This window comes from Niabella yanshanensis (assembly GCF_034424215.1).
Taxonomy (GTDB): domain Bacteria; phylum Bacteroidota; class Bacteroidia; order Chitinophagales; family Chitinophagaceae; genus Niabella; species Niabella yanshanensis.
On sequence record NZ_CP139960.1, the window covers coordinates 818,248 to 841,869 of the forward strand.

General features: G+C 42.7%; 20 protein-coding genes. 7 read left to right on the forward strand and 13 right to left on the reverse strand.

Annotation, left to right across the window (positions count from 1 at the left end; genetic code table 11):
• Window positions 1-2: 2 nt before the first annotated feature.
• Complete coding sequence (locus U0035_RS02990; RefSeq protein WP_114793160.1) at window positions 3-1,355, forward strand: M56 family metallopeptidase; 1,353 nt, start codon at window positions 3-5, stop codon at window positions 1,353-1,355.
• Window positions 1,356-1,365: 10 nt separating this feature from the next.
• Window positions 1,366-3,207: a M56 family metallopeptidase gene (locus tag U0035_RS02995; protein WP_114793161.1), complete on the forward strand. Its 1,842-nt coding sequence runs from the start codon at window positions 1,366-1,368 to the stop codon at window positions 3,205-3,207.
• 7 nt (window positions 3,208-3,214) lie between these two features.
• Here the strand turns inward: U0035_RS02995 and coaD are convergent, their stop codons facing one another.
• The 11 genes from coaD to U0035_RS03050 form a co-directional block, all read right to left on the reverse strand.
• Window positions 3,215-3,703 (reverse strand): pantetheine-phosphate adenylyltransferase, encoded by a 489-nt coding sequence (gene coaD / locus U0035_RS03000; protein ID WP_114793162.1) that lies wholly within the window; start codon window positions 3,701-3,703, stop codon window positions 3,215-3,217.
• 281 nt (window positions 3,704-3,984) lie between these two features.
• Window positions 3,985-4,782, reverse strand: coding sequence for an IS3 family transposase (locus tag U0035_RS03005; RefSeq protein ID WP_162818026.1), 798 nt, complete (start codon window positions 4,780-4,782; stop codon window positions 3,985-3,987).
• Between the two features lie 11 nt (window positions 4,783-4,793).
• Window positions 4,794-5,186 carry a transposase gene (locus U0035_RS03010; protein WP_114793349.1) on the reverse strand — a complete coding sequence of 131 codons (393 nt, stop codon included), beginning with the start codon at window positions 5,184-5,186 and terminating at the stop codon, window positions 4,794-4,796.
• Between the two features lie 101 nt (window positions 5,187-5,287).
• Entirely contained in the window at window positions 5,288-6,214 is a 927-nt protein-coding gene (locus U0035_RS03015) for an aspartate carbamoyltransferase catalytic subunit (RefSeq protein ID WP_114792865.1), read from the reverse strand.
• 62 nt (window positions 6,215-6,276) lie between these two features.
• Window positions 6,277-7,755 carry a geranylgeranyl reductase family protein gene (locus U0035_RS03020; RefSeq protein ID WP_114792866.1) on the reverse strand — a complete coding sequence of 493 codons (1,479 nt, stop codon included), beginning with the start codon at window positions 7,753-7,755 and terminating at the stop codon, window positions 6,277-6,279.
• A 2-nt stretch (window positions 7,756-7,757) separates the two neighbouring features.
• A complete protein-coding gene (locus U0035_RS03025; protein WP_211316545.1) occupies window positions 7,758-8,786 on the reverse strand; it encodes a polyprenyl synthetase family protein in 1,029 nt (342 codons plus the stop codon).
• A 10-nt stretch (window positions 8,787-8,796) separates the two neighbouring features.
• Window positions 8,797-9,477, reverse strand: a complete 681-nt coding sequence (locus U0035_RS03030) for a COG1470 family protein (protein ID WP_114792867.1) — start codon at window positions 9,475-9,477, stop codon at window positions 8,797-8,799.
• A gap of 10 nt (window positions 9,478-9,487) precedes the next feature.
• A complete protein-coding gene (locus tag U0035_RS03035; protein ID WP_114792868.1) occupies window positions 9,488-10,120 on the reverse strand; it encodes a hypothetical protein in 633 nt (210 codons plus the stop codon).
• 52 nt (window positions 10,121-10,172) lie between these two features.
• Entirely contained in the window at window positions 10,173-10,823 is a 651-nt protein-coding gene (locus U0035_RS03040; RefSeq protein ID WP_114792869.1) for a hypothetical protein, read from the reverse strand.
• 4 nt (window positions 10,824-10,827) lie between these two features.
• Window positions 10,828-11,616 carry a COG1470 family protein gene (locus tag U0035_RS03045; protein WP_114792870.1) on the reverse strand — a complete coding sequence of 263 codons (789 nt, stop codon included), beginning with the start codon at window positions 11,614-11,616 and terminating at the stop codon, window positions 10,828-10,830.
• Window positions 11,617-11,627: 11 nt separating this feature from the next.
• Window positions 11,628-12,122 (reverse strand): hypothetical protein, encoded by a 495-nt coding sequence (locus U0035_RS03050; protein ID WP_114792871.1) that lies wholly within the window; start codon window positions 12,120-12,122, stop codon window positions 11,628-11,630.
• A 115-nt stretch (window positions 12,123-12,237) separates the two neighbouring features.
• Between U0035_RS03050 and amaB the strand changes: the two genes are divergently transcribed.
• From amaB to U0035_RS03070, 4 genes are all read left to right on the forward strand, one after another.
• Complete coding sequence (gene amaB, locus U0035_RS03055; protein WP_114792872.1) at window positions 12,238-13,764, forward strand: L-piperidine-6-carboxylate dehydrogenase; 1,527 nt, start codon at window positions 12,238-12,240, stop codon at window positions 13,762-13,764.
• 166 nt (window positions 13,765-13,930) lie between these two features.
• Window positions 13,931-15,616 (forward strand): S8 family peptidase, encoded by a 1,686-nt coding sequence (locus U0035_RS03060; RefSeq protein WP_114792873.1) that lies wholly within the window; start codon window positions 13,931-13,933, stop codon window positions 15,614-15,616.
• Window positions 15,617-15,776: 160 nt separating this feature from the next.
• Complete coding sequence (locus U0035_RS03065; RefSeq protein WP_114792874.1) at window positions 15,777-17,114, forward strand: saccharopine dehydrogenase C-terminal domain-containing protein; 1,338 nt, start codon at window positions 15,777-15,779, stop codon at window positions 17,112-17,114.
• 129 nt (window positions 17,115-17,243) lie between these two features.
• On the forward strand, window positions 17,244-19,493 hold the full coding sequence (locus tag U0035_RS03070) for a sodium-translocating pyrophosphatase (RefSeq protein WP_114792875.1): 2,250 nt from the start codon (window positions 17,244-17,246) through the stop codon (window positions 19,491-19,493).
• 129 nt (window positions 19,494-19,622) lie between these two features.
• Here the strand turns inward: U0035_RS03070 and U0035_RS03075 are convergent, their stop codons facing one another.
• The gene (locus U0035_RS03075) at window positions 19,623-21,056 is read right to left on the reverse strand and encodes a Gfo/Idh/MocA family protein (RefSeq protein ID WP_114792876.1); all 1,434 of its coding nucleotides are present in this window, start codon (window positions 21,054-21,056) and stop codon (window positions 19,623-19,625) included.
• A gap of 55 nt (window positions 21,057-21,111) precedes the next feature.
• Window positions 21,112-21,744: a DUF4230 domain-containing protein gene (locus U0035_RS03080; protein WP_114792962.1), complete on the reverse strand. Its 633-nt coding sequence runs from the start codon at window positions 21,742-21,744 to the stop codon at window positions 21,112-21,114.
• A gap of 126 nt (window positions 21,745-21,870) precedes the next feature.
• Between U0035_RS03080 and U0035_RS03085 the strand changes: the two genes are divergently transcribed.
• A complete protein-coding gene (locus U0035_RS03085; RefSeq protein WP_114792877.1) occupies window positions 21,871-23,610 on the forward strand; it encodes a GMC oxidoreductase in 1,740 nt (579 codons plus the stop codon).
• Window positions 23,611-23,622 lie beyond the last annotated feature (12 nt).

Consider the following 23,622-nt stretch of genomic DNA (forward strand, 5'->3'; position numbering starts at 1 on the left):
GTATGCTTACCTATATCATTCAAATGATTGCCTGCTCGGGTGTATTATATACGTATTACCACTTTTTCCTGCGCAATGAAAAATTTCACCAGTATAACCGGTTTTATCTGCTCTTTGCAATAGCCTGTAGTCTTATTGTTCCACTGATAAAAGTGCCTGTTTTCGTAAAAACAGAAATGATGTCTAACACGCTTTATTATTTAATGACAACTGAGGATAATGTAGTTGTTACAGTCGAAACTGGATTTAATTGGCGCTTATTATTATACGTAGTTTACACTTTAATATCCATCACTTTAATAAGCAGATTAATAGTAAGTATCAGAAAAATATTCTTTATTAAAGCGCATGGCACAAAGAAAAAAGTAGAAGATATCTTATTTATAGACACCCCCCATTCGGACGCACCTTTTTCTTTTTTCAACTGGCTATTTTGGAACGAAAAGACGCAATTGCAGTCGGTAGAAGGTCAACAAATGTTTAGACACGAACATTACCATATCCTCAGCAAACACACTTTGGACATCATTTTCATGGAAATTGTTTTATGTATTTTTTGGTTCAACCCTATGTTTTACATCTATCGAAAAGAAATGAAAGTCATTCAGGAGTTTTTGGCCGATAAATACGCAGTGGAAAAAGATGACAGTGCCAATTATGCCCAACTATTAGTTCTACGAGCTATGGGCACGAATTCCTCTTCACTTACAAGTCCATTTTTTAATACATTTTTAAAACGTAGAATCACCATGTTACTATCCTCAGAGAAAACAAGCCATCATTGGCTAAAACAATTATTAATTGTACCTGTTTTTGTTTTAACCGCATCTTTATTAATTATCCGATGTAAATCTGCAGACGCAAAAACAGAAACCAAAATAAGTTCAACGCCGTTAACAACTAAAACGAAACTTAACACAGCCGGTATCACAAAAAATACTCCCGATCAACGGGAAACAGAAATTGTAGCTGTCATTAAAAAATCCGCTGAGTTGCGATCTGCTACCGTCGAAAAAAATAGCAACCAACTACACTCAAAAATATTTTCCAAAGTTGACATAGATGCAAAATACGATGGTAATTGGCGAAGTTTCTTAGAACGTAACATTAACGGACAGGTCGCAGTGGACAATGGAGCGTCTCCCGGAACCTTTACTGTTATTATTCAATTTGTAGTGGACGAAAATGGTAATGTGAGTGACCTTACACCGCTTACACATCATGGATATGGAATGGAAGAAGAGGCTATTAGAGTTATAGAACTTTCCGGCAAATGGACCCCAGCTGTGCAAGATGGTGAATCGGTGAAAGCTTATCGTAAGCAACCTCTTACTTTTCAAATTACTGAAGAATAAACAAGAGTCCATGGCAACCTACTTACTTCAAATGATTGCCTGCTCAGGAATATTGTACGGTTATTATCACTTCTTCCTGCGCAATGAAAAATTTCACCAATACAACCGGTTTTACCTGCTGTTTGCCATGGCGCTGAGCCTTTTGTTGCCGTTGCTTAAAATACCTGTGATTGTGAGTGAAACAAACAATAACCCCATTTACAATTTTGTAAGTAGCGGAGAAACAGTTGTTGTTACGGCTGCCGCAAAACGGTTTGCTTACACGCAGCTACTGTATGTCTTTTATGGATGCGTTGTACTTTGGATGCTTTTCAGGCTATTGAAGGCTGTTTTCCACATTATCAGTATTAAGAAGGCTGCTGCGAGCACAATTATCGAAGACATCCGGTTTATAAAAACCTCGCACCCCGATGCGCCTTTCTCTTTCTTTAGGTGGTTGTTCTGGCATGACCGTACAGAACTCGAGTCCAAAGAAGGCATGCACATGTTTAAACATGAAATGTACCATATACGCAGCAAACATAGCTTCGACCTGCTTTTTACGGAAATCATCCTAAGCTTTTGCTGGTTCAATCCCTTCTTTTATATATACCGTAAAGAGTTGAAGACGATCCAGGAGTTCCTGGCCGATCAGCATGCTGCGAGCGATAGCGACGCCGCTTCCTACGCAGAACTATTACTGATAAGGGCCATAGGCGCCAGGCATCAACAACTAATCAACCCATTTTTTCATAATCAATTAAAAAGAAGAATTACTATGCTAACATCATCTAAAAAGCCACAGTACCAGTGGCTGAGAAAACTGTTGGTACTTCCGGTTGCAGCAACTGCCATTGCATTGTTTGCTTTTACTTATGAAAAAGAAATCAGCAACATTGTACCTGAGCGTTTGAGTATGACTGAGCAGCATGTTGAATATCCTGCCATCTCAACTGATGTAAACAAGGCAACAGCTGTTACCGTTATTGAAGATACCCTTCCAAAAACTCAAAAAGACATTACAGATAAAAAAATCAATGACGCAAGTACATATCATGTAACAGGCGGCGGACGGTATCGCATGTTAAGCCCTATTACGGTTACCGGTTTTGAATTAAAGGAACCTCCTAAAAAGGTACTAAAAGAAGGGGAAATCAAAGTGGATGTAGATGCTGCCTTCAAAGGCAATTGGATAAGTTTTATGGAAAGAAACTTAGATGGCCAAATTCCAACTGATAAAGGAGCGGCAGTTGGCAACTACGAGATATTGGTCCGTTTTACAGTTAACGAAGATGGAAAGCTTTCAGATATCCAATCCATCACAAATGAAGGGTATGGCATGGAAGAAGAGGTAATACGTATTTTAAAGAAATCACCAGATTGGTACCCGGCTATTAATAACAATAATAAGGAAGGTAAAAGTATACCTGTTAAATCGTACCGGATACAACAGGTCAATTTCAAGGTAGTGAAATTTACGTCTGAAACGGCTGAAGGAAAAAGTATAAATCTAGCTGATTCACCATCGCCCATTTCCTCCAAACTACAACAGCCTGAAGTCTTCACCAAAGTAGAAATAGATGCTGCTTATCCGGGCAACTGGCGCAGCTTTTTAGAAAAAAACCTGAACGGCGTAGTTCCGGTCGAAAACGGCGCAAAGCCCGGTAACTATACCACCATTATCCAGTTTATTGTTGATAAAGATGGCACTGTTAGTGATATAAAGCCTTTGACGAAGCATGGATATGGAATGGAAGAGGAGGCGATGCGAGTAATTAAAGCTTCCGGTAAATGGGCGCCCGCAATTCAAAATAAAAGGGAGGTAAAAGCCTACCGGAAACAACCCATTACTTTCCAGATATCATTAAGTTAGTAATCTTTTATCCAGCCAGCGGTATTGTTTTTAAAGAGTCGCACACCACCTGCGACAAGAAAGGACTGGCATCTCCCCCGTTCTTTATAATATCACGAACAATTGTAGAAGCCACTGAAGTATATTTAGGCTCGCCGGTAAGGAATACCGTTTCGATCTCTTTATCTAAAGCCCGGTTGGCATCTGCAATTGTTTTTTCATATTCAAAATCGCTCACGTAGCGTATGCCTCTGAGTATAAATTTCGCGCCTACCTTTTTACAAAAGTTAACGGTCAATCCTTCATAAACGGCACCCTGCACCCTATCCGCATTTCCATAAATATCTTTGATCCATTGCAAACGCTGCGAGGTGGAAAACATGGGTTTCTTGGACGTATTAAATCCGATGCCGACAATTATTTTATCAAATAAAGGCAGCGCCCTGTTAATGATATCTTCGTGCCCCAACGTGATGGGATCAAAGGTTCCGGGAAACAGACAGATTCTTTCAGACATTGCGCAGATATTAGATATTAGAGACTAGATGATAGATATTGGATTCTGGATGCTCGATGTTTGATGTTTGATACTTGATATTGGAGATAACAGAGAACACATATTGGATATTTTTCAACTTAAATCAATTCACAGTCATCCATCCCGTTCACTATGTCATGTCCTGAAAAAAGTGGACATTTTTCTTGTTAATAATATTGTTTCAAATTTCATTATTTAATAAAAGTTAACCTTAGAATTACACCGCCCGCGCGGCGAGCGCATCTTCCTGGTTTGACATACTATGCTGCATTGTGTAACTGTATAGGTATTCTTAAATTTAAAGACCAATGGGGACGGCGGTAATTATAAGTATATATGGCCTCTTTCACTGCTTTAAATGCTTCCTGCTTATCGGCAAATACACTATCTAAAAGAAATTCCTGTTTCAATATCCCATTTACCCTTTCTGCCTGTGCATTCTCGTAACAATGATTTTCTTCAGTCATGCTAATTTCCATTCCGGCCTCCTGTAGTGCTGACACATAAGCATCACAACAATACTGGATGCCCCGATCGGAATGGTGGATCGTTCCCAGCGTCGAAGGATACTGCCGGATACTCATCTCAAGAGCTTTTAGTGCTCCAGCAATACCCAAACTCTCACTCAAATGCCAGCCGGTGATCTTTCGAGACCAGGCATCTGTTTGCAAAAACAGGTATACAAACCCGCTCGACGTCCTCAAATAAGTAATATCACTTACAATTACCTGGCCGGGTCCTGTAAGTAATTGATCTTTAACCTTATTGTTATACTTGCGAAAGCGATGATAAGAATCCGTTGTAGTAACATACCTCCTTCTTCTTTTTATCAGCAACTTCTGCTTGCGTAGTATATCAAAGAACTTATCGCGACCAACTCTACTGCCCGGTTTTGCCAAATCAGCTTTTAATAACGAATACAGTTTTTTACCTCCTATCATCGGCTGATAACGCCGAACCGAACCTACTAAATCTACCACTACAGCCTCTGTTAAATCCGATTGAATAATTGTTCTCAGCGATTTATAATAACCCGAACGGCTGTAACCAAAGTACAAACACAGCCGATTTACTTTTTGCCCTTTCTCCCCACACATGCGGATGACTGCTGTGCGAAATTTTTTTTTACATCTGTATCATAATGCTCATCCACTATGTCGATTAGTGTCTCCAAAGCTTGCTTCTCCAACATGCTGTCTGCCAAGGCCAGCTTCAGCTTTTTTACTTCAGCTTCCAATTCTTTTAAACGGTCTTTTTCTTCAAGCGTCTCCACTCTTAACACTTTACTTAATAAATGATGTTTACCAAATTGTCTGATCCAATTTTGAATAGTACTGCCCCCGCCGATATTATACCGCCTGCGAACAGACTCTACTGATAACCCTTTCTCCACTTCTCTGACAACTTTTTGCTTAAAGCTAATACTATACCGAACCTGTTCTCTAATGGATATCTTCGTCATCCGTCAGTTTTTTAATATAAAAACTGTCAACCTATACCAGGACAAGACACTACTCACTACTTCCTATTTCCTATTTACTATTCACCATTCACTATTCACTATTAATTGTTCTTATTCGAGAGCAGATATAAAACGGCCATACGTACCGCTACCCCATTTTCAACCTGTTGCAAAATAATGGACTGTCCGCTGTCGGCTACATCACTATCCAGTTCTACCCCTCGGTTGATAGGTCCCGGATGCATGATCACTATATCTTTATTTAACCCTTCCAGCAATTTGCGGCTGATGCCATAACTAAGATTGTATTCTCTTAAGGAAGAAAACAATACCTGGTTTTGTCTTTCGAGTTGTATGCGCAACACATTGGCTACATCGCACCAGTTCAAAGTCTCCTCCAGGTTATAACTTACATTAACACCAAAAGCCTCCTTTGCATGTTTGGGGATCAGCGTGGGCGGACCGCACAATGTTACTTCTGCACCCATTTTCTTCAACAGGTACATATTACTCATTGCTACGCGACTATGGGTAATATCGCCTATGATCGCCACTTTGGTTCCTTCCAGTTTGCCAACTTTCTCCCTGATCGAAAAAGCATCCAGCAAACCCTGTGTGGGATGCTCATTCACACCATCGCCGGCATTTACAATGGCTGCGGGAATATGCTGCGACAAAAAATGCGGGGCGCCGCTGGCACTATGTCTCATAACCACCATATCCACTTTCATGGATAAAATATTGTTTACCGTATCGAGTAAGGTTTCGCCTTTGGACACAGAAGAACCCGAAGCGGTAAAATTGATCGTGTCGGCCGATAATCTTTTTTCTGCCAGCTCAAAAGAAATGCGGGTTCTTGTTGAATTCTCGTAAAACAGGTTTACGATAGTAACATCTCTTAAAGAGGGTACTTTCTTAACCGGCCGTTGTAAAACTTCTTTGAATTGAGTGGCGGTATCTAAAAAAAGAGAAATATCCTCTTTCGTGAGGTCTTTAATGCCGAGCAAGTGTTGCGTTGAAAGCTTCATTAAAAATCAAAGATAGGGCATAGATTGATATGTAGTAATTTTTTTACAGAGAATCAGAGACATTATTTGTTGGCAGTTCTAGTGTTAATCAAATGATTGATAGTGTGTCCGGCAACAGATAATCCTCTGTTTAAAAGAGCGCCTAACCATTTTGCTTGTTCGTTGCTGGTGGAGTTGATTTCATTTAAAAATTGGCCGGCCGATTGTACAATATGATTACCAGTGGCCAATACCGAGCCTGGATTTTGAGCCATCGACAACATAGATTCGAAGCCTCTGATGCCGCCCTGAAGCAGCGATTTAGCAATAAACTCTGCATTTAAGGCTTTGTAAGAGGGGTATGTTCCTTCAAAAATACCTGCAATAGTATCTGCATACGGTTTGTCTACTTTAGCACGTGCAATCAACGTTGAAATAATTTCCATCCAAACAGCGGACAAGCTTTTATTTCTGGCAAACTGCACTAAAAAATTAGAAAAAGCAAAGTCGTAGGCCAGCTCTTTGTCTACTTTAGTACGGTAAGCCTTTAGTTGACCGGCGGAGAAATCGTTTAATGCAACGCTTTGTATTACAACTTCTGATGCCCAGCGGGCGCTCAACAGCGCATATTGTATACCATCGCCACTTAAAGGATTGATTAAGCCAGCAGCATCTCCCACTAATAAGATCCGGTTATCAGTTAAAATACTGCCGGCATTAAAGAAAGTTATAGGCCAACCCAAAATCTTACCCTGCAATTTCCCTGCGCCAATCCGCTCCGCGATATCTTCATTGTTTTCAATATGACGTTGTAGCAATTGCTTTACGTGTGCCGGTTTTTGAGGAAGCGTTGCGGAAACCATTGCCATACCGATATTAGCTCCCTTTTCTCCTTTTGGAAACATCCAGTAAATGCCGGGGAAGCTTTCTTTGGAGAAAAAAATATCGACCCGATTATTCGGTCCGCTGACTTCTTCATAGTAGGCCCTTAACCCCAACAATTGAAACTGATCACTGCTTTTGACGCCATGCAACTGACGGGCGACACCTGAACTGCTTCCATCTGCGCCAATAATAATTTTGGAGCTTACGGCAAAATGGCGGCTGCCCGTTTTTAAAAATGTAATTACGCCCAAATCCGTTATCTGATACCGGCAAAACCGGGTATCTTCCAGGAACCGGGTGCCCACTTCTTTTGCTGCTTCATATATCCAGCTATCCAACTCAAGCCTGGGTATAATACGGGCATGATGCGGAAGGTGATCAGGTTTGGACAGGTTTACAACAACCTTATCGTTTTTAATAAATAGTCCCACCTGGCTTATTTCGTTTGCCCGCTTAAACCTATCGGTGTCGGTGATGCCCATTGCATGAAGTTCGGCCAGCGCTATCGGGCTTATGCCATCGCCGCATACTTTATCCCTGGGAAATGTTGCAGCTTCCACAACTATTACTTTAGTACCGGCCTTTGATAAATGATATGCTAACCCACTACCGGCAGGCCCTCCCCCTACTATCAACACATCGCAATCAAAATCATATTTATTCTTAATGCTGATCATAGCTAATAATCTCTATTTATCATATAAAGAATAATGCTCTCCATGAATGTTTTATCTCTGGAATCCTTGAGGCGCGAAAAAATGGTATAGAATTCTTTCAACGCAGCGCCTGCCATATATTTAGAAATATTCTTAGCATAATTAATACTATCGTACCGCTGCATCAGATTCAATATATAATGGGCAGTTACCTGGCTCCTGTCTTTGATAGGTTTGGCCAGGTGGGCCTTTATTTTTTTTCTTTCCGTTTCATTGCATCGCTGTAACAAATGAATCAATATTAAAGTGCGCTTGCCCTCGATAATATCGCCGCCAATTTCTTTTCCATATTTTTTCTCTTCAGCTAAAAGATTTAAAACATCGTCCTGTATTTGAAAAGCAGTACCCATATAGTATCCCAGGCGATTGAAGATATCGGGATCCACTTTTCCGTTACTACCAATGATAGCGCCTATACGTATTGGGTGTATACAAGTATACCAACAGGTTTTCTTTAAAATCATACGTAAATAATCTGTGTCACTTAACTCACAAATATTGTCCTGCCTCCAGCCTAATTCCATAGCCTGTCCTTCTACCGATTCGGTTACCATATGTCTTATTTCCAGGAATAATTTTTCGGTAATAGCGTGCCCCATGTGTTCTTTCGTTTTTAATAAAGGGTACAAGCTTAATACATGCATGGCATCTCCTACATTGACGGCTATTGATTGGCTGGTATAACGATGCATGGCAGGCTTATTTCTCCTGTAAAAGCTTTCATCCTCAATATCATCGTGAATTAAAAAGGCATTATGTAGTAACTCTAATGTCACGGCTGGGTTTATTGCCTGAGCTAAAGTACCACCATGAGCCCGGCAGGAAGCAATACATAAACCCGGTCTGAAACCCTTTCCTCCCCGGTTGGGATAGTCTGTAACCAGGTCGTACAAATACTTTTTAGGTTCTTTATCAGGTATAAAATGATGAATTCCTTTCAAGGTTATTGCGCCGTATTCAGCCAACATGGTTTTCATAACATCATCATACATGCTTTCAATTTTAGATGACGTCAAGATGTATGATCGCTTTATTGGCGCTGTCTTGAGTGTCAACAAACAGGCCGCTGTACTGCCCTGCCAATATGTTGGGCGGAACTTTTATTTGTATGCTGATTTCTTTTTCCTGGCCAGTGTTTAAGGTGATAGATGCGGGCTTCAAGGTAATATGGTTCGCCGGAATTGTATGAGATAACGGCCCGTTCAGATCAACTTTTCGCAACCGTATATTTACGGGCTGCTTACTTTCCATATTTGCTAAAGCAAGCTTTAATGTAACCACATCTCCCGCTGCAGCTGGTTTCAGGTTTTGGATAATGGGTATTTCCGTACTCTTTTGTTTTTCGTTCTTTGCAGCAGTTGCAGGTCTGGTTTTCGTGCCTTGGGTCAATACACCCAACTGCATGGTAATTGCGGTTACAGAATCCATTAGTAAATCAACAGCTTCATGTACATCCCTGCGAATCCGGTTCATCAGGTCCTGCGGATCTTCCCTGATATTATCGACATCAATAATTTTTGTTTCAATCTTCTTGGCAGCCAATATGCCGGCTGCTATTTCCTCTTCAAGCACATTTACAGCAGCACTCAATACCTTATTGGCGTTGGAAATCATCTCGTCAGGATTCAAAGCGCCAAACAGGCTGCCTTCTTTTTGTTTTTTATTATTTTGCTTAACAGGCATTCGATACCTTTTAATGGATGGTGACTTGAATTGAAAAGAAAGCCGGCTCAAAACCCTTCACCTGCACATTGCTGATATACAAACCAGGCGCTGTGTTTTTTGAACTACTGATGTCTATAACAACAGACTGGGATGCATCAGGCATAAGCGAAAAAGATTGCGGTGTAAACGACGTTTTGAAGGTATTATTTTCTATAAGACCATCCTGCAATATAAAGGGACTGTTGATCAGTTCGCAGGTAACATCGGTCTGTTTGCTATTATCTATAACAAACTGCAATTGTATAGCTTCTCCTGCTTTTGACTTACCCTGCAGTACAAAAGCCGGTTCTGCTTCGGGTCTATAATCCTCCCTCCCATCAGGAAACCCATCGTTGTCCGATGATCGGGCTACGCTTTTCGTAAGGGAAATGCCCAAATCGATCATATTTTTTACATGCTGTATGTTGAGGCTGACATAAGCATTTATAGCTTTGAAAAAAAAATCGCGCTGAATAAATGAGGTAGCTGTTTTCCCTCCCTTATCACCTGCTACTTGCTGAAACAGGTTTCCACTTTCTTTAATGAATAATTGGTTAGCTTCAATGGTTTTGTTTACCAGCTCTTCCAAATCTTTTTTCAAAGAGGTATTCGTTTCGCTCATAATGTTTTGAATGGTTTAGCAAAAAACAAGAACAATTACATACATTTCAAGCTTAAGATCTTTGCGGGCCGGGCCTGGTTTCACAATAAAAATGATCTTTCCAGCTTTGCCATTTCAGCTTGTATTTCTTTTCATCCAACGGGGTAACAGTAACACCCTCCTCATCTTCTACATACAAGGTAAAGCAGACATTTTGATTGTATTCTTTCTCTCTTAAAACAATTTCAGCAGCATAGATTTTACCCTCGGAAAACTTCGAAAGATCTATACCCATCAATATCCGCTCATGCTGGCCGGCATCCAGTGTTACCGCTGTTTTATTTAAAACCGGTTGGGAAGGTGCTAACTGACCGTCCAGATCTTTAAGTTCACGCACACCTACACGATAAGTTTTGGAGGTATTGCAATGATTCTTTATTATGAATGGTACAATAATGCGCTCGCCAACCATCGCTTTCCGACTAATATTTGACAGGCAATGTGGCGGGCAATCATTTTTAGACGTACAACAGTCATCGCTTTGTAATTTAAATTGTGGAAGTTTTATGGGCGTATTACCCGCTAAAGCAGATTGGCTCAGTATAGAAAAATTGTTTACCAAATTATCCATCAACGGTTTTGCAAACGATAAAGACATATCTGTTATCTGCTTCAGATTGTCAGTAAGTGTTTGCTGCAGCCTGGCTGAACTATTGTTTTCCATGTCATTATTTTTTTGATGGCTTAATAGGGTTGTGCGATTTTATAGTGTAGCTGATTACTTGGTCCCAGAGCCGTATCTCGCCACTGTAATCACGGTCCATATGGGCGTTTTCAGGTAGAGTTAGTGTCAGTTCCACCAGCTTTTTCTCACCTGGATCCAACACTTGTCCTGCTTCTTTAATGGACGCATTCAACCAGTCTGTCATATTTTTAAAAACATTACGGGTAAGCTCATCCATCATTGCCTCATAACTTTTTGATGCGCCATCACTTCTAATAGCAATTGCGGTTGCCCTGCACAAATAATCCATGTCGACCATAGTCACATGCTTTACCTCAGGTATCTGAAAGGGCATATTACCATTATTGGTCAATGTGATGAAAGTGGTATGAGCCTTACCGGGCGCTGTGCCCTGAAAGGTAAATACAACGGGCGTTACATCAACTTTTATACTGGCTTGAACGATCAGCTTTAGTTTCCTGGTTGCACCACCGACTGATATGGTGCCTTCATAAACCCCGGGCGGGGTTTGCGGATCGATAAGGTGGGTGATGCTTTCTTTACGTGTTTCATTAGGTTTTAATCTTAAACCTAATTGGAGGCTTTGCCCAAGATTACCACCGAAGCTTCTGCCAACCGCTTGCAGGGGTAATTCCTTTACACTTAATTTTTCTTCCTGGCGGTTACTAATAGTAATTTGTCCGCTCAAAAAATCAGGAGGGCCGTTCAGTATCACTTCCTCATTTTCTACCTGAATTTTTTCATAAAAAGATTTTGAGGTTACCGTAAGCATAATGGTGGTTTTTACTTTTTAGCTTCCTTTATTATTGGATCGTTTTGCGAACCTCTTTCCGGAAAGGGCCTGGTATCAGGTTCGCAGCAATTATCTTCGCATCTTTCGGCTGCATTGGGTACATAAGGCTCTGTTATAACCTGGGCTTCACCATTCATACAAATACTAAACATTTCTACACCAAATATCTTAAAGCAGACATTGGAATAATTAGGAATATGCACTCGTACCTTTTGCATATCTTTTATATCCTGTAAGGTAAAGCGCGGCAGGTTTAAAATTTCTATTTTGCTATCGGTAGCCACCGGCTCCTTAGCATCGCCCGTTAGCTTTACCTTATTGTCTGTAGCAAGATTGCCACTCATAATGGTATTTAAACTACCTGAATGCTGCGCTCCGAAGGCTCCGGACATGCGCGTATCCAAACCTCCTTCCACATCAACATCAAAGGTTTTTTCAGGTACAATATGATGGGTATAGTCCCTGGGAATACTGGGCGTAGACATAGCTAGATGATTTAGTTAAGTAAGGTACACCAAATGAAAGGAAACTTGCAAATTGCCTCATCACTAATTTGAGTGATAAAACACATAACTTTATGACTATTAACAACGATTTTATATGGAATTTCTGCAAAAGCTGGGTATTACCTCTGAAAATAAAGGAACTGGTACAGGGCAATCATGGTTATCAGCAGGTAACAACAACATACGATCCTTATCTCCTGTTGATGGAAAACTTATTGGTTCCGTGCAAGCTACTACCCGCGCCGATTACGAAGAGGTGATTCAAAAAGCGCAGCAGGCTTTTAAAGAATGGAGGCTGTGGCCTGCACCCAAACGCGGAGAAATGGTTCGGTTGATTGGTGAGGAATTGCGTAAAAACAAGGAAAACCTGGGCAAACTGGTATCCTATGAAATGGGAAAAAGCCTGCAGGAAGGACTCGGAGAAGTGCAGGAAATGATCGATATCTGCGATTTTGCGATAGGTTTAAGTCGCCAGCTGCACGGTTTAACGATGCATAGCGAGCGGCCCGGGCACAGAATGTATGAGCAATATCATCCATTAGGCCTTGTAGGTATTATATCAGCTTTCAATTTTCCTGTTGCAGTATGGAGCTGGAATGCTATGCTGGCCTGGGTTTGCGGCGATGTCTGCATCTGGAAGCCCTCCGAAAAAACGCCGCTTTGCGGCATTGCCTGTCAACATATTGTAGCGAAGGTTTTTAGAGAAAACCAGGTGCCCGAAGGTGTTTCCTGCCTGATCAATGGCACTGCTGAAGCCGGCGAATGGCTGGCTGCTGACTGCAGTATTCCGCTGGTATCTGCTACGGGATCTACCCGGATGGGAAAGGCTGTGGCCACAATGGTAGCGCAACGCCTGGGCCGATCCTTACTGGAGCTGGGTGGGAATAACGCCATTATTATTTCTAAAGATGCTGACCTGAATATTGCGATACCCGCCGCCGTTTTTGGCGCAGTAGGTACGGCCGGGCAAAGATGCACCACCACCCGGCGGCTGATCATCCATGAAGACATTTATGACGTTTTTAAAGAAAAGCTGGTTAAAGCTTACCAGCAATTAAAGATCGGCGATCCATTGGATACCCGCAATCATGTGGGTCCCCTGATTGACAAAGCTGCCGTAGACGCCTACAATAACGCCATTGCTGCCTGTATACAACAGGGCGGACAATTTGTGGTTAAAGGAGGCATGCTGGAAGGAGAAAACTTTAGCAGTGGTTGCTATGTGCGCCCTTGTATTGCCGAGGTGGCCCATAACCTGCCGATTGTACACACCGAAACCTTTGCACCGATTCTTTACCTGATCCGTTACAAAGAACTGGAAGAAGCCATCGCCATTCAAAACAGCGTACCACAAGGCCTTTCTTCGGCTATCATGACCAATAACATCCGGGAATCAGAGCAATTCCTGGCCCATAACGGCAGCGATTGTGGTATCGCCAACGTAAATATAGGTACTTCGGGTGCAGAAATCGGAGGCGCCTTCGGCGGTGAAAAAGAAACAGGTGGCGGCAGGGAAAGCGGCAGCGATGCCTGGAAAAATTATATGCGCCGGCAAACCAACACCATTAATTACAGTACCCAACTACCTTTGGCGCAGGGCATTCAATTCGACCTGGGCTAAACTATCATGCGTTATTCCCTATTATACGGCGTCCAACAGTAATAGCTGTATGATTCTTCCATCCATTAACCATTAAAACGCCGCTGACCCCGTTTATCATTTTATGATATTCTTTACGCTCTGTGCATTATTTTTGTAGATTGTTTTATTAAAAATATTGTTTTGCATGAAAAGAGTATTTAGTGCGCTAGGTGTTGTTTTGATTGCCGGTAGTTTTACTGTTAATGTTGCTGCCCAGGATTCAGCCCCCGATAAAAATGAAGGCGTGCCAAAAGGCTGGCATTTAAAAGACCTTAAAAAAGATGGTTACTATGGAATCAGCCTGGATCAGGCTTATGACTTTTTAAAGTCAAAGGGACTTAAAAGCACCCCTGTTATAGTGGGTATTGTAGACTCAGGAATTGATACCACCCATGAAGATCTGAAACCGGTTTTGTGGGTGAATACCAAAGAGATACCCGGAAATGGCATCGATGATGATAAAAATGGTTATATAGACGACATCCACGGATGGAATTTTTTAGGCAGTAAGGATGGTAAACAAAATGTAACCAAAGACAGCTATGAAGGTACCCGCGTGTACTGGAAATACAAAAAACAGTTCGAAGGGAAATCTGAAAAAGAAATTCCTGCAGCCGACAAAGAAAGCTACAAACTCTGGTTAAGATCTAAACAGGAAATTGATAAAAACCTGATGGAACCCAAAGAGTTTGAATATATGACCTTATTAGTGGAAGTACTGAAAGAGGGTGATTCTATTATAAAAAAGGACCTAAAAAAAGATATTTACACCTGTAACGATTTAGCTAACTACACCCCGCTTAATGCGGCCGCCCATCAATTGAAGCAGGTAATGATGGGTACCTGTAAATTAAATAATACACAGGAGATCACGAATAACGAGTTGATTGAACTGTCCTCCCGTGACTTAGTTAAAGCGGCTGCAGGACAAACTCCTCCGGCTAATTACAGGGGAGATATTGTACAGGATAATTATGCCGACATCAACGACAAATTTTATGGCAATGGCAATGTGTATGTAGATAATGAGTCGGCAAAGCATGGCACGCACGTTGCCGGTATTGTGGGTGCTGCCCGCAATAACGGATTGGGCATGGACGGCGTGGCAGACAACGTAAAGCTAATGAGCATCAGGGCTGTTCCCGACGGTGATGAGCATGATAAAGACATAGCGTTGGGCATACGGTATGCCGTTGATAATGGTGCACGTGTTATCAATATGAGCTTTGGGAAAGGTTTTTCTCCCGAAAAAAAATGGGTAGACGATGCTGTTCGATATGCCGAAAGTAAAAATGTATTACTGGTACATGCGGCGGGTAACGATGCCGCTAACGTAGATACTGCTTATAATTTCCCTTCGGCGAAGTTTGCAGATGGCAAAAGGCCGCAAACATGGATCACTATCGGCGCCAGCGGTGATAAAAATTCAGGTGGGTTAACGGCCAGCTTCTCTAACTACGGGAAGAAGGAAGTAGATATATTTTCGCCTGGCGTGAAGATTTACTCTACCGTACCGGGGGGTAATACTTATGCAGATTTACAGGGAACCAGCATGGCCGCACCGGTAGTATCGGGTGTGGCAGCACTTATTATGAGCTACTACCCTAACCTATCGGCAGTGCAGGTAAAAAACATCCTGGAAAAAAGTGTCAGCAAACCGGCAGGCAACGTTAAAAACCCCGGCGGAGGTCCTGATGTTAACATGTCGGAACTGGCCGTATACGGTGGAATTGTAAATGCTTATAAAGCCGTTCAACTGGCTGATCAGGAAAGCAGATTGAGCAAAACAACTCCTGCTAAAAAAGCAACCCCGGCTAAGAAAAAGAAATAATCCTTTTGTTTTTCACATAATTAAAAGCTACCTTACTGGTAGCTTTTTTTATGCACAGGGGCAGCTCAGGGTTTCGTAAGTAAAGTTGTTAAACATAGCTGATAACAGCTTTTAGTGACGCTTATTCCCAGGCAGCAGCGCCGAAAAAAACAAATCATTCTTGGCCAACGAAACAAAGCAAATACTTCTTTTTGGAGCAGGCAAATCAGCAACGGTATTGATCGCTCACCTGCTCGAGAAATCGGAACGCTACCCATGGAAGCTGGTTGTGGTAGACGCTGATCTTTCATTAGCGTTATCAAAAATAAAAGGCCATGTAAATGGCTCAGCATTGTCGTTTAACATTAATGAAGCAAATGAGAGAGCTAAGATGATCAGCCAGTCGGATATTGTCATATCCATGCTACCCCCCGCTTTACATTATCAGGTTGCACTGGATTGCTTGGTTTATGGCAAACATCTTTTGACGGCGTCCTACCTGGATGATTCCATATGCGCGCTGGAAAGCGAAATCAATCGAAAGGGCCTTCTTTTTCTTTGTGAAATGGGGCTGGATCCGGGCATCGACCACATGAGCGCTATGCAATTGGTACACCGGATCAAAAACCAGGGAGGTACTATCCGAAGCTTTATGTCGCATTGCGGAGGGCTGATTGCCCCGGAAAGCGATGACAATCCCTGGCATTATAAAATAACCTGGAACCCGGCCAATGTAGTTAATGCGGGTAAAACAGGCGCAGTATACAAAAAGGAGGGAAAAACAGTAGAGAGAAATTATAAAGAGATCTTTAAAGATAACCCCACAGTTGATATAAGCGGCCTGGGATCCTATGCCTGTTACCCTAACAGAGACTCGCTTTCTTACGCGAAACGCTACGGTTTGGAAACGGCTCATACCTTTATAAGAACGACCTTACGGCATCCTGATTTTTGTAAAGGCTGGCAATATATCATTGAAGCGGGACTAACCGACGCTTCTGAATTCAGGGAGATCGATGCATGCAAAAGTATTGCAGACTGGTTTAACCAATCTGTCCGGAGGCATTCTCGGCTGTCATCCTTTAATGACTATATCAATACAGTCGTTACCGAATCGGACAGAGATCTGGTTCAAAGACAGATGAAATACCTGGGTTTGAACAGTAGTGCCCCTTTGCCCTCCGGCCTGCAATCTTCAGCAGATGTAATGCGCCATTTACTGGAAACCCGTTTGAAAATGCAGGTTACAGACCGCGATATGATCATCATGCTCCATGAAATTGATTATGAAAAAAACAATCAGCTATATTCATCAAAAAGTTGTATGATTGTAAAAGGCGATGACGCCTTAAACACAGCGATGGCTAAAACAGTGGGACTTCCATTGGGCATTGCCGCAGAACTGATACTGGAGAAAAAAATAAACATAAGCGGTTTAAAAATTCCTGTTGCCAGGGAGATTTACGAACCGGTTTTAATTAAATTAAAAGAAAAGGAAATTAAGTTTGAAGATTTATAAACTAAGTAACAAATTATCGAAGCAAATAAAATGAAACCGGCTATTTGCTTACAACGAAATAAACCATAACAATTTAATCGCTTCACCTATATTTGTAGGCCTTGCCAAATCGAAAGGATATATAATTATATGCAACACATCATCTATCTCGTACCAGTGATGGCCATCATTGGCTTATTGTACACGTATGTTAAGTTTAAATGGGTAGCCAGGCAGGAAGCCGGTACTCCAAGAATGAAGGAAATCAGCAATTACATTAGTGTGGGAGCGATGGCCTTTTTAAAAGCCGAATGGAAGATACTGGGCTACTTTGTGATAGTGGTGGGTATTTTATTGGCAGTACTGGCTCAAACCAATCCACATTCGCACTGGATGATATCTGTAGCTTTTGTCATCGGAGCTGTTTTAAGCGCCCTTGCCGGCTATATTGGTATGCGCTCAGCCACACTATCAAATGTACGTACGGCGCATGCTGCAAGAAGCAGTTTAAAAAAGGCGTTGAATGTATCATTTGGCGGTGGCGCCGTAATGGGTGTTGGGGTTGCGGGTATGGCCGTACTAGGCCTGGGCGGATTATACATTTTATTAAAAGCCTATTTTGCACCCGGAGCAGCGCTTAACTCGCATGAGATGATCCAGACCATCGAGGTATTAACCGGTTTTTCGCTGGGCGCTGAGTCGATAGCGCTGTTTGCCCGTGTAGGTGGAGGTATCTATACCAAAGCGGCTGATGTAGGCGCCGATCTGGTGGGAAAAGTAGAAGCAGGAATACCCGAAGATGACCCCCGTAACCCGGCTACTATTGCAGACAATGTAGGTGATAATGTAGGTGATGTGGCGGGCATGGGTGCCGACCTTTTTGGCTCTTATGTGGCTACCGTTCTGGCTACAATTGTGTTAGGACAACAGATAAATATTACAGGTGGCACTGATGCGCTGGGAGGCTTCTCCCCTATTATATTGCCTATGCTGATAGCCGGTATCGGTATTCTCTTTTCCATTATCGGAACCTTGTTTGTGAAGATCAGCGAAACTGCCAGTATCAGCACAGAAACGGTTCAGCGGGCGCTGAATATGGGCAACTGGGGGTCGATGATATTAACCGCTATTGCTTCGGCAGGATTGGTACTATGGCTGCTGCCGCAGCAAATGGAATTACGCGGTTTTGTATTTACCAAATACGGCGTATTAGGCGCCATTGGCGTAGGCCTGGTAGTAGGCGCACTCATGAGTATTATTACAGAGTATTATACAGCCATGGGCAAACGGCCGGTAAATATGATCATCAAAAAATCTTCAACCGGCCATGCAACGAATGTAATCGGCGGTTTAGCGATCGGCATGGAATCCACCTTCCTGCCAATTATCGTTCTGGCAGCCGGCATCTGGGGCTCTTACGAATGCGCAGGCCTGTATGGCGTAGCTATCGCAGCGGCCGCTATGATGGCTACTACCGCTATGCAACTGGCTATTGATGCCTTTGGACCGATAGCAGACAATGCCGGGGGTATTGCAGAAATGAGTGAGCTGCCTAAAGAAGTAAGAGAAAAGACAGATGTTCTGGATGCCGTGGGTAACACAACAGCCGCTACCGGTAAAGGTTTTGCGATTGCCTCGGCTGCTTTAACAGCCCTGGCTTTGTTCGCCGCATTCGTGGGTGTGGCTCAAATTGATGGTATTGATATTTATAAAGCCAATGTATTAGCCAGCCTTTTTGTAGGCGCTATGATCCCATTTCTTTTTTCATCCCTGGCCATCCGGGCAGTGGGTGAAGCAGCCATGGCAATGGTGGCTGAAGTGCGCAGGCAGTTCCATACTATACCAGGCATCATGGAAGGTACGGCTACGCCGGAATATGATAAGTGCGTTGAAATATCTACTGAAGCGTCGATCAAAAAAATGATCGTTCCCGGAACCATCGCTATTATATCCCCGCTGGTAATTGGTTTCATGCCCGGCCTGGGTGCTGAAGCATTAGGCGGATTTTTAGCAGGCGCTACGGTTAGCGGAGTATTGTTGGGCATGTTCCAAAACAACTCAGGTGGCGCCTGGGATAATGCCAAAAAGTCTTTTGAGAAAGGTGTGGAGATCAACGGTGAGATGTACTATAAGAAATCAGAGCCGCATAAGGCATCGGTGACAGGTGATACAGTGGGCGATCCGTTGAAAGACACATCAGGCCCGTCTATGAATATCCTGATTAAATTAATGTCGATCGTTTCTTTGGTGATTGCGCCAACTCTTGCACAGCTGGAGAACCCGGCTACGGCTGCTTCCAGCTCCGCTCCCCCAAAAGTTAAAACAATAAGAGAAGTGGTAAATACAACAGACGGACCTAAAGAGGTTACTTTTGAAGTAATGGATACCATCACACTTTAACGTATTATATTTCGCAACGGAAAAGGTTACCAGGAGGTAGCCTTTTTTAATATATTGTCTTACTGAATAAAACAGTTATAAAAAAAACTCCCACAAATGCGGGAGTTTTTAAATAAGTAGAAATATTGCTTATAAAGTAAGCGTCCAGCCGTCCCTGTATTCTCTTTTTACAAACTGGTTGGCCTCGTCAAAATTGGTAACCTTCATATTTACAGAATCCCATAATAATTTCTTCCTGCCTAAATATTTGTCTTCCCAGCCTTTCAGCTTCGGATTGACCATCATAGCACTACGAATAGCCAGGTTACCCATTAATATACTTTCAGTAAAAGGTCCTGCATATTCAAATGGTGAGCTGGTCACCCCTTTTCCATGACCGGCAATACAAGCATTCACCCACTGAAGATAATGCCCCTCCGGTACCCGCTTAATGGTTTCCTTCGGCATTGTTTTTTCCTTCATTAATTTGGTCGGCAATAATCTTGGATTAGCGCCATAACAATCCATCAGTAACTTACCTTTTGTACCAATAAATAAGCAACCGCCATCCCAGTTACCAAAGGCTTCTTCCGGTCCTAATTCATCAGGCCGTTGTGGTAACAGGCCGCCATCGTACCAGGATACTTTTAAATTACCTTTTTTATCGGTACGCGGATAGTTCAGGTGTATGATAGATGCCATTGGCGCACTATCGATATAATTAGACTCCTTCCACATATCGCTCCATTGGTTGGCAATACTACATTCAGCTGAATCAGGATGCTTAATAGGTAAAATGCGGTAGATAGGATCCATAATATGACAAGCCATATCGCCTAATGCACCGGTTCCGTATGCCCACCAGCCCCGCCAGTTAAAGGGCACATAAGCCGGATTATATGCTTCTTTCTTTGACGGTCCCACCCAAAGATCCCAATTCAATTCAGCTGGTACGGGGTGATTTCCACTAGGCTTGGGTAACCCATGTGGCCATACGGGCCTGTTGGTCCAGGAGTGCACTTCATATACATCCCCGATAAGCCCTGCCTGATATATTTCTTTTGCTTTACGAACACCGTCACCGGACGCGCCCTGGTTGCCCATTTGGGTTACTACTTTATATTTTTTAGCGGCTTCCGTTAAAATACGCGCTTCATAAATGTCGTGCGTCAGAGGTTTTTGCGTATACACATGTTTTCCGAGCTGCATAGCCGCCAGGGTTGCCACAGCATGTGTATGATCGGGAGTACTGATGCTGCAGGCATCTATATTGTTCTTCTCCTTCTCCAGCATTTCGCGGAAATCTTTGTAATAGTTGGCCTTGGGGAAATTCGACCGTGATTTTGCAGCCTGGCGATCATCGACGTCGCAGAGCGCAACGATATTCACGTTAGGGCTTTTGGCAAAAGAGGACAGATCGCTCTCCCCTTTACCGCCCGCGCCGATACCGGCAATGTTTAATTTGTCACTGGGAGCCACGAAACCGCGCCCCAATACATTTCGGGGAACAATGGTTACCCCTGCGCCTACTATGGCCGCATTCCTGATAAAACTTCTACGAGAACCGGAAAGACTTTTTTTCATATTGCATGTAATGTTTATAAGTATTAACTATTTATTTAGAGATACATGTTACATCTTATTGCCTGGCTTCATCTGTTACTTTACTTCTCAACTCATTGCTAAAACTCACTTCTACTTCAAAATTCAAAGGAGCATAATAGTCCTTGATAATCTTGCGAATTTTCTCTTTTGACTGTTCCTGATAGCCGGTATTGCCCTCCAACTGCGCTTTTGATTGTGTATATAATTTTTGTATCAGCTTGTTATAGGCAGCTTCATCATTACCCTCAAATAAACCTTTCTTTGAAGCAGCATTCGTCCGGTCCAGTCGCAGCTCATAGCTTAAAAGCCTGGGATTGGGCAATACAATAAAAACCTTTTTATTCTTTTCCTCAATGTTGATTCGCTGATTATCTAGGTTGATTCCGTATTTGGCCACGTAAGGTACGGAAATATTAAATGTTCGTTCGAGAAACAATTTTTTAAAATTATCGGTAATACTACCATCATTTGCTATATTGCTGCTCTTAATGCTTGCATTGCCCTGAACTTCGAGTGCAGAAAGTTCTGCAATCTGTTTGATCAGGACATCATTCATAACTACATTGTCTACGGTTTTTGACGCACTCTTTTTTCCAAGAAAATATGCCAGGAAGCCGATAATGATAATCAGTAAAAAAATAAAAAAAGACGAAAACCGATTGCGCATGAAATCAGATTGTTGCTCAAAGTTTAATGAATAAAACCAGTTTGCCAAATTTTGCAAAATAGATTTTGCAGATTTTTGACCATATTTGTATATTGTATTTTTTTTCTCGCTAAACATATTTGCTATATGGCTGATTTACAAATTAAGAAACAACCCAAAAAATATGATGTTGTCATAGTAGGATCCGGAGCCGGAGGCGGTATGGCGGCCTATACCCTGGCTAACGCAGGCTTGAGTGTATGCATGCTGGAAGCGGGTCCCATGTACAACCCTCAGAAAGAGATTTACCAGCTAAAGAACCCCTGGGAGTCGCCACGCCGTGGCCGAGCCACCAAATACCGTCCTTTTGGCGATCTGGATGCCTGTTATGGCGGATGGGAAATAGAAGGCGAGCCCTATACCCGCGCCAGCGGTACCGAATGGGAATGGTTCAGAGCCCGCATGCTGGGTGGCCGAACCAATCACTGGGGCCGCATATCGCTTCGTTTTGGCCCGAAGGATTTTAAAGGTTATAGCCATGATGGCGTTGGGGCTGACTGGCCCATTACATACGATGATATCAAACCTTATTATGATAAGGTGGATAAGCTGATCGGTATATTCGGAAGCGTAGAAAACATACCTAATGAGCCGGATGGCATTTTCCTGCCACCTCCCAAACCCAGGTTGCATGAGCTTTTTATAAAAAAGGGCGCTGAAAAAGCCAATATACCGGTAATTCCTTCAAGGCTCTCTATTCTTACTAAAACGATTAATGAAGAGAGGGGAGCCTGCTTTTTCTGTGCACAATGCGGCAGAAACTGCAGCATGGCCAAAGCCGATTTTTCCTCTTCGAACGTATTAATATATCCCGCATTAAAAACCGGAAAACTGGATGTCATTGCCAATGCGATGGCAAGAGAAGTATTAACTGACACGGAAGGCAAAGCAACTGGAGTATCTTATGTGAATAAGGAAGATATGCTCGAATACCAGGTGGAAGGGCGTGTGGTTATATTAGCTGCCAGCGCCTGCGAAACCGCCCGTTTGCTGTTGAACTCCAAATCGCAAAGGCATCCAAACGGGTTAGCCAACAGCAGTAATGTGGTAGGCAAATACCTGCAGGATAGTAATGGCGCAGCCATGGGCGGTTACCTGCCCCAGTTGTTTGGACGCAAGCGCTATAATGAAGATGGTGTGGGTGGTATGCACGTTTATACTCCCTGGTGGGGCGACAATAAAAAACTGGACTTTCCACGTGGCTATCATATTGAATATTGGGGAGGCTTTGGTCAGCCCTCATACGGATTTGGCATGGGCATGGAAGGTATGAACGGCAAACACGAGGTAAACGGCAAAAAGAAAGAAGCAGGTGGATATGGCGCCTCGCTGAAAGAAGACGCCCGATATTTTTACGGTGCAACCGTGGGTATGGGTGGTCGTGGAGAAGCCGTTGCTTTTGAACATAACAAGTGTGAGATTGATCCTAACGTAGTAGATAAATATGGTATACCGGTACTGCGCTTTGACGTAACGCAAAGCGATTACGAAATCAAACAGGCCAAGCACATGAAGGAAACCTTTAAAGAGATCATGCACAATATGGGCGCTGTAATCACCTGGGGTGACGATGGACCTGAGAATAATTATGGTTTAGACAAACCGGGGTATATTATTCATGAAGCCGGTACGGCGCGTATGGGAGACAATGCTAAAACCTCGGCGCTCAATAAATGGAGCCAGGCACATGATTGTAACAACCTGTTTTGTGTAGACGGCAGCCAGTTCACTTCGCAGGCCGATAAAAATATTACCTGGACTATTCTAGCATTAAGCATGAGAGCCAGCGAGTATATTATTGATGAAATGAAAAAGCAAAACCTATAGTTGAAAGTTGTT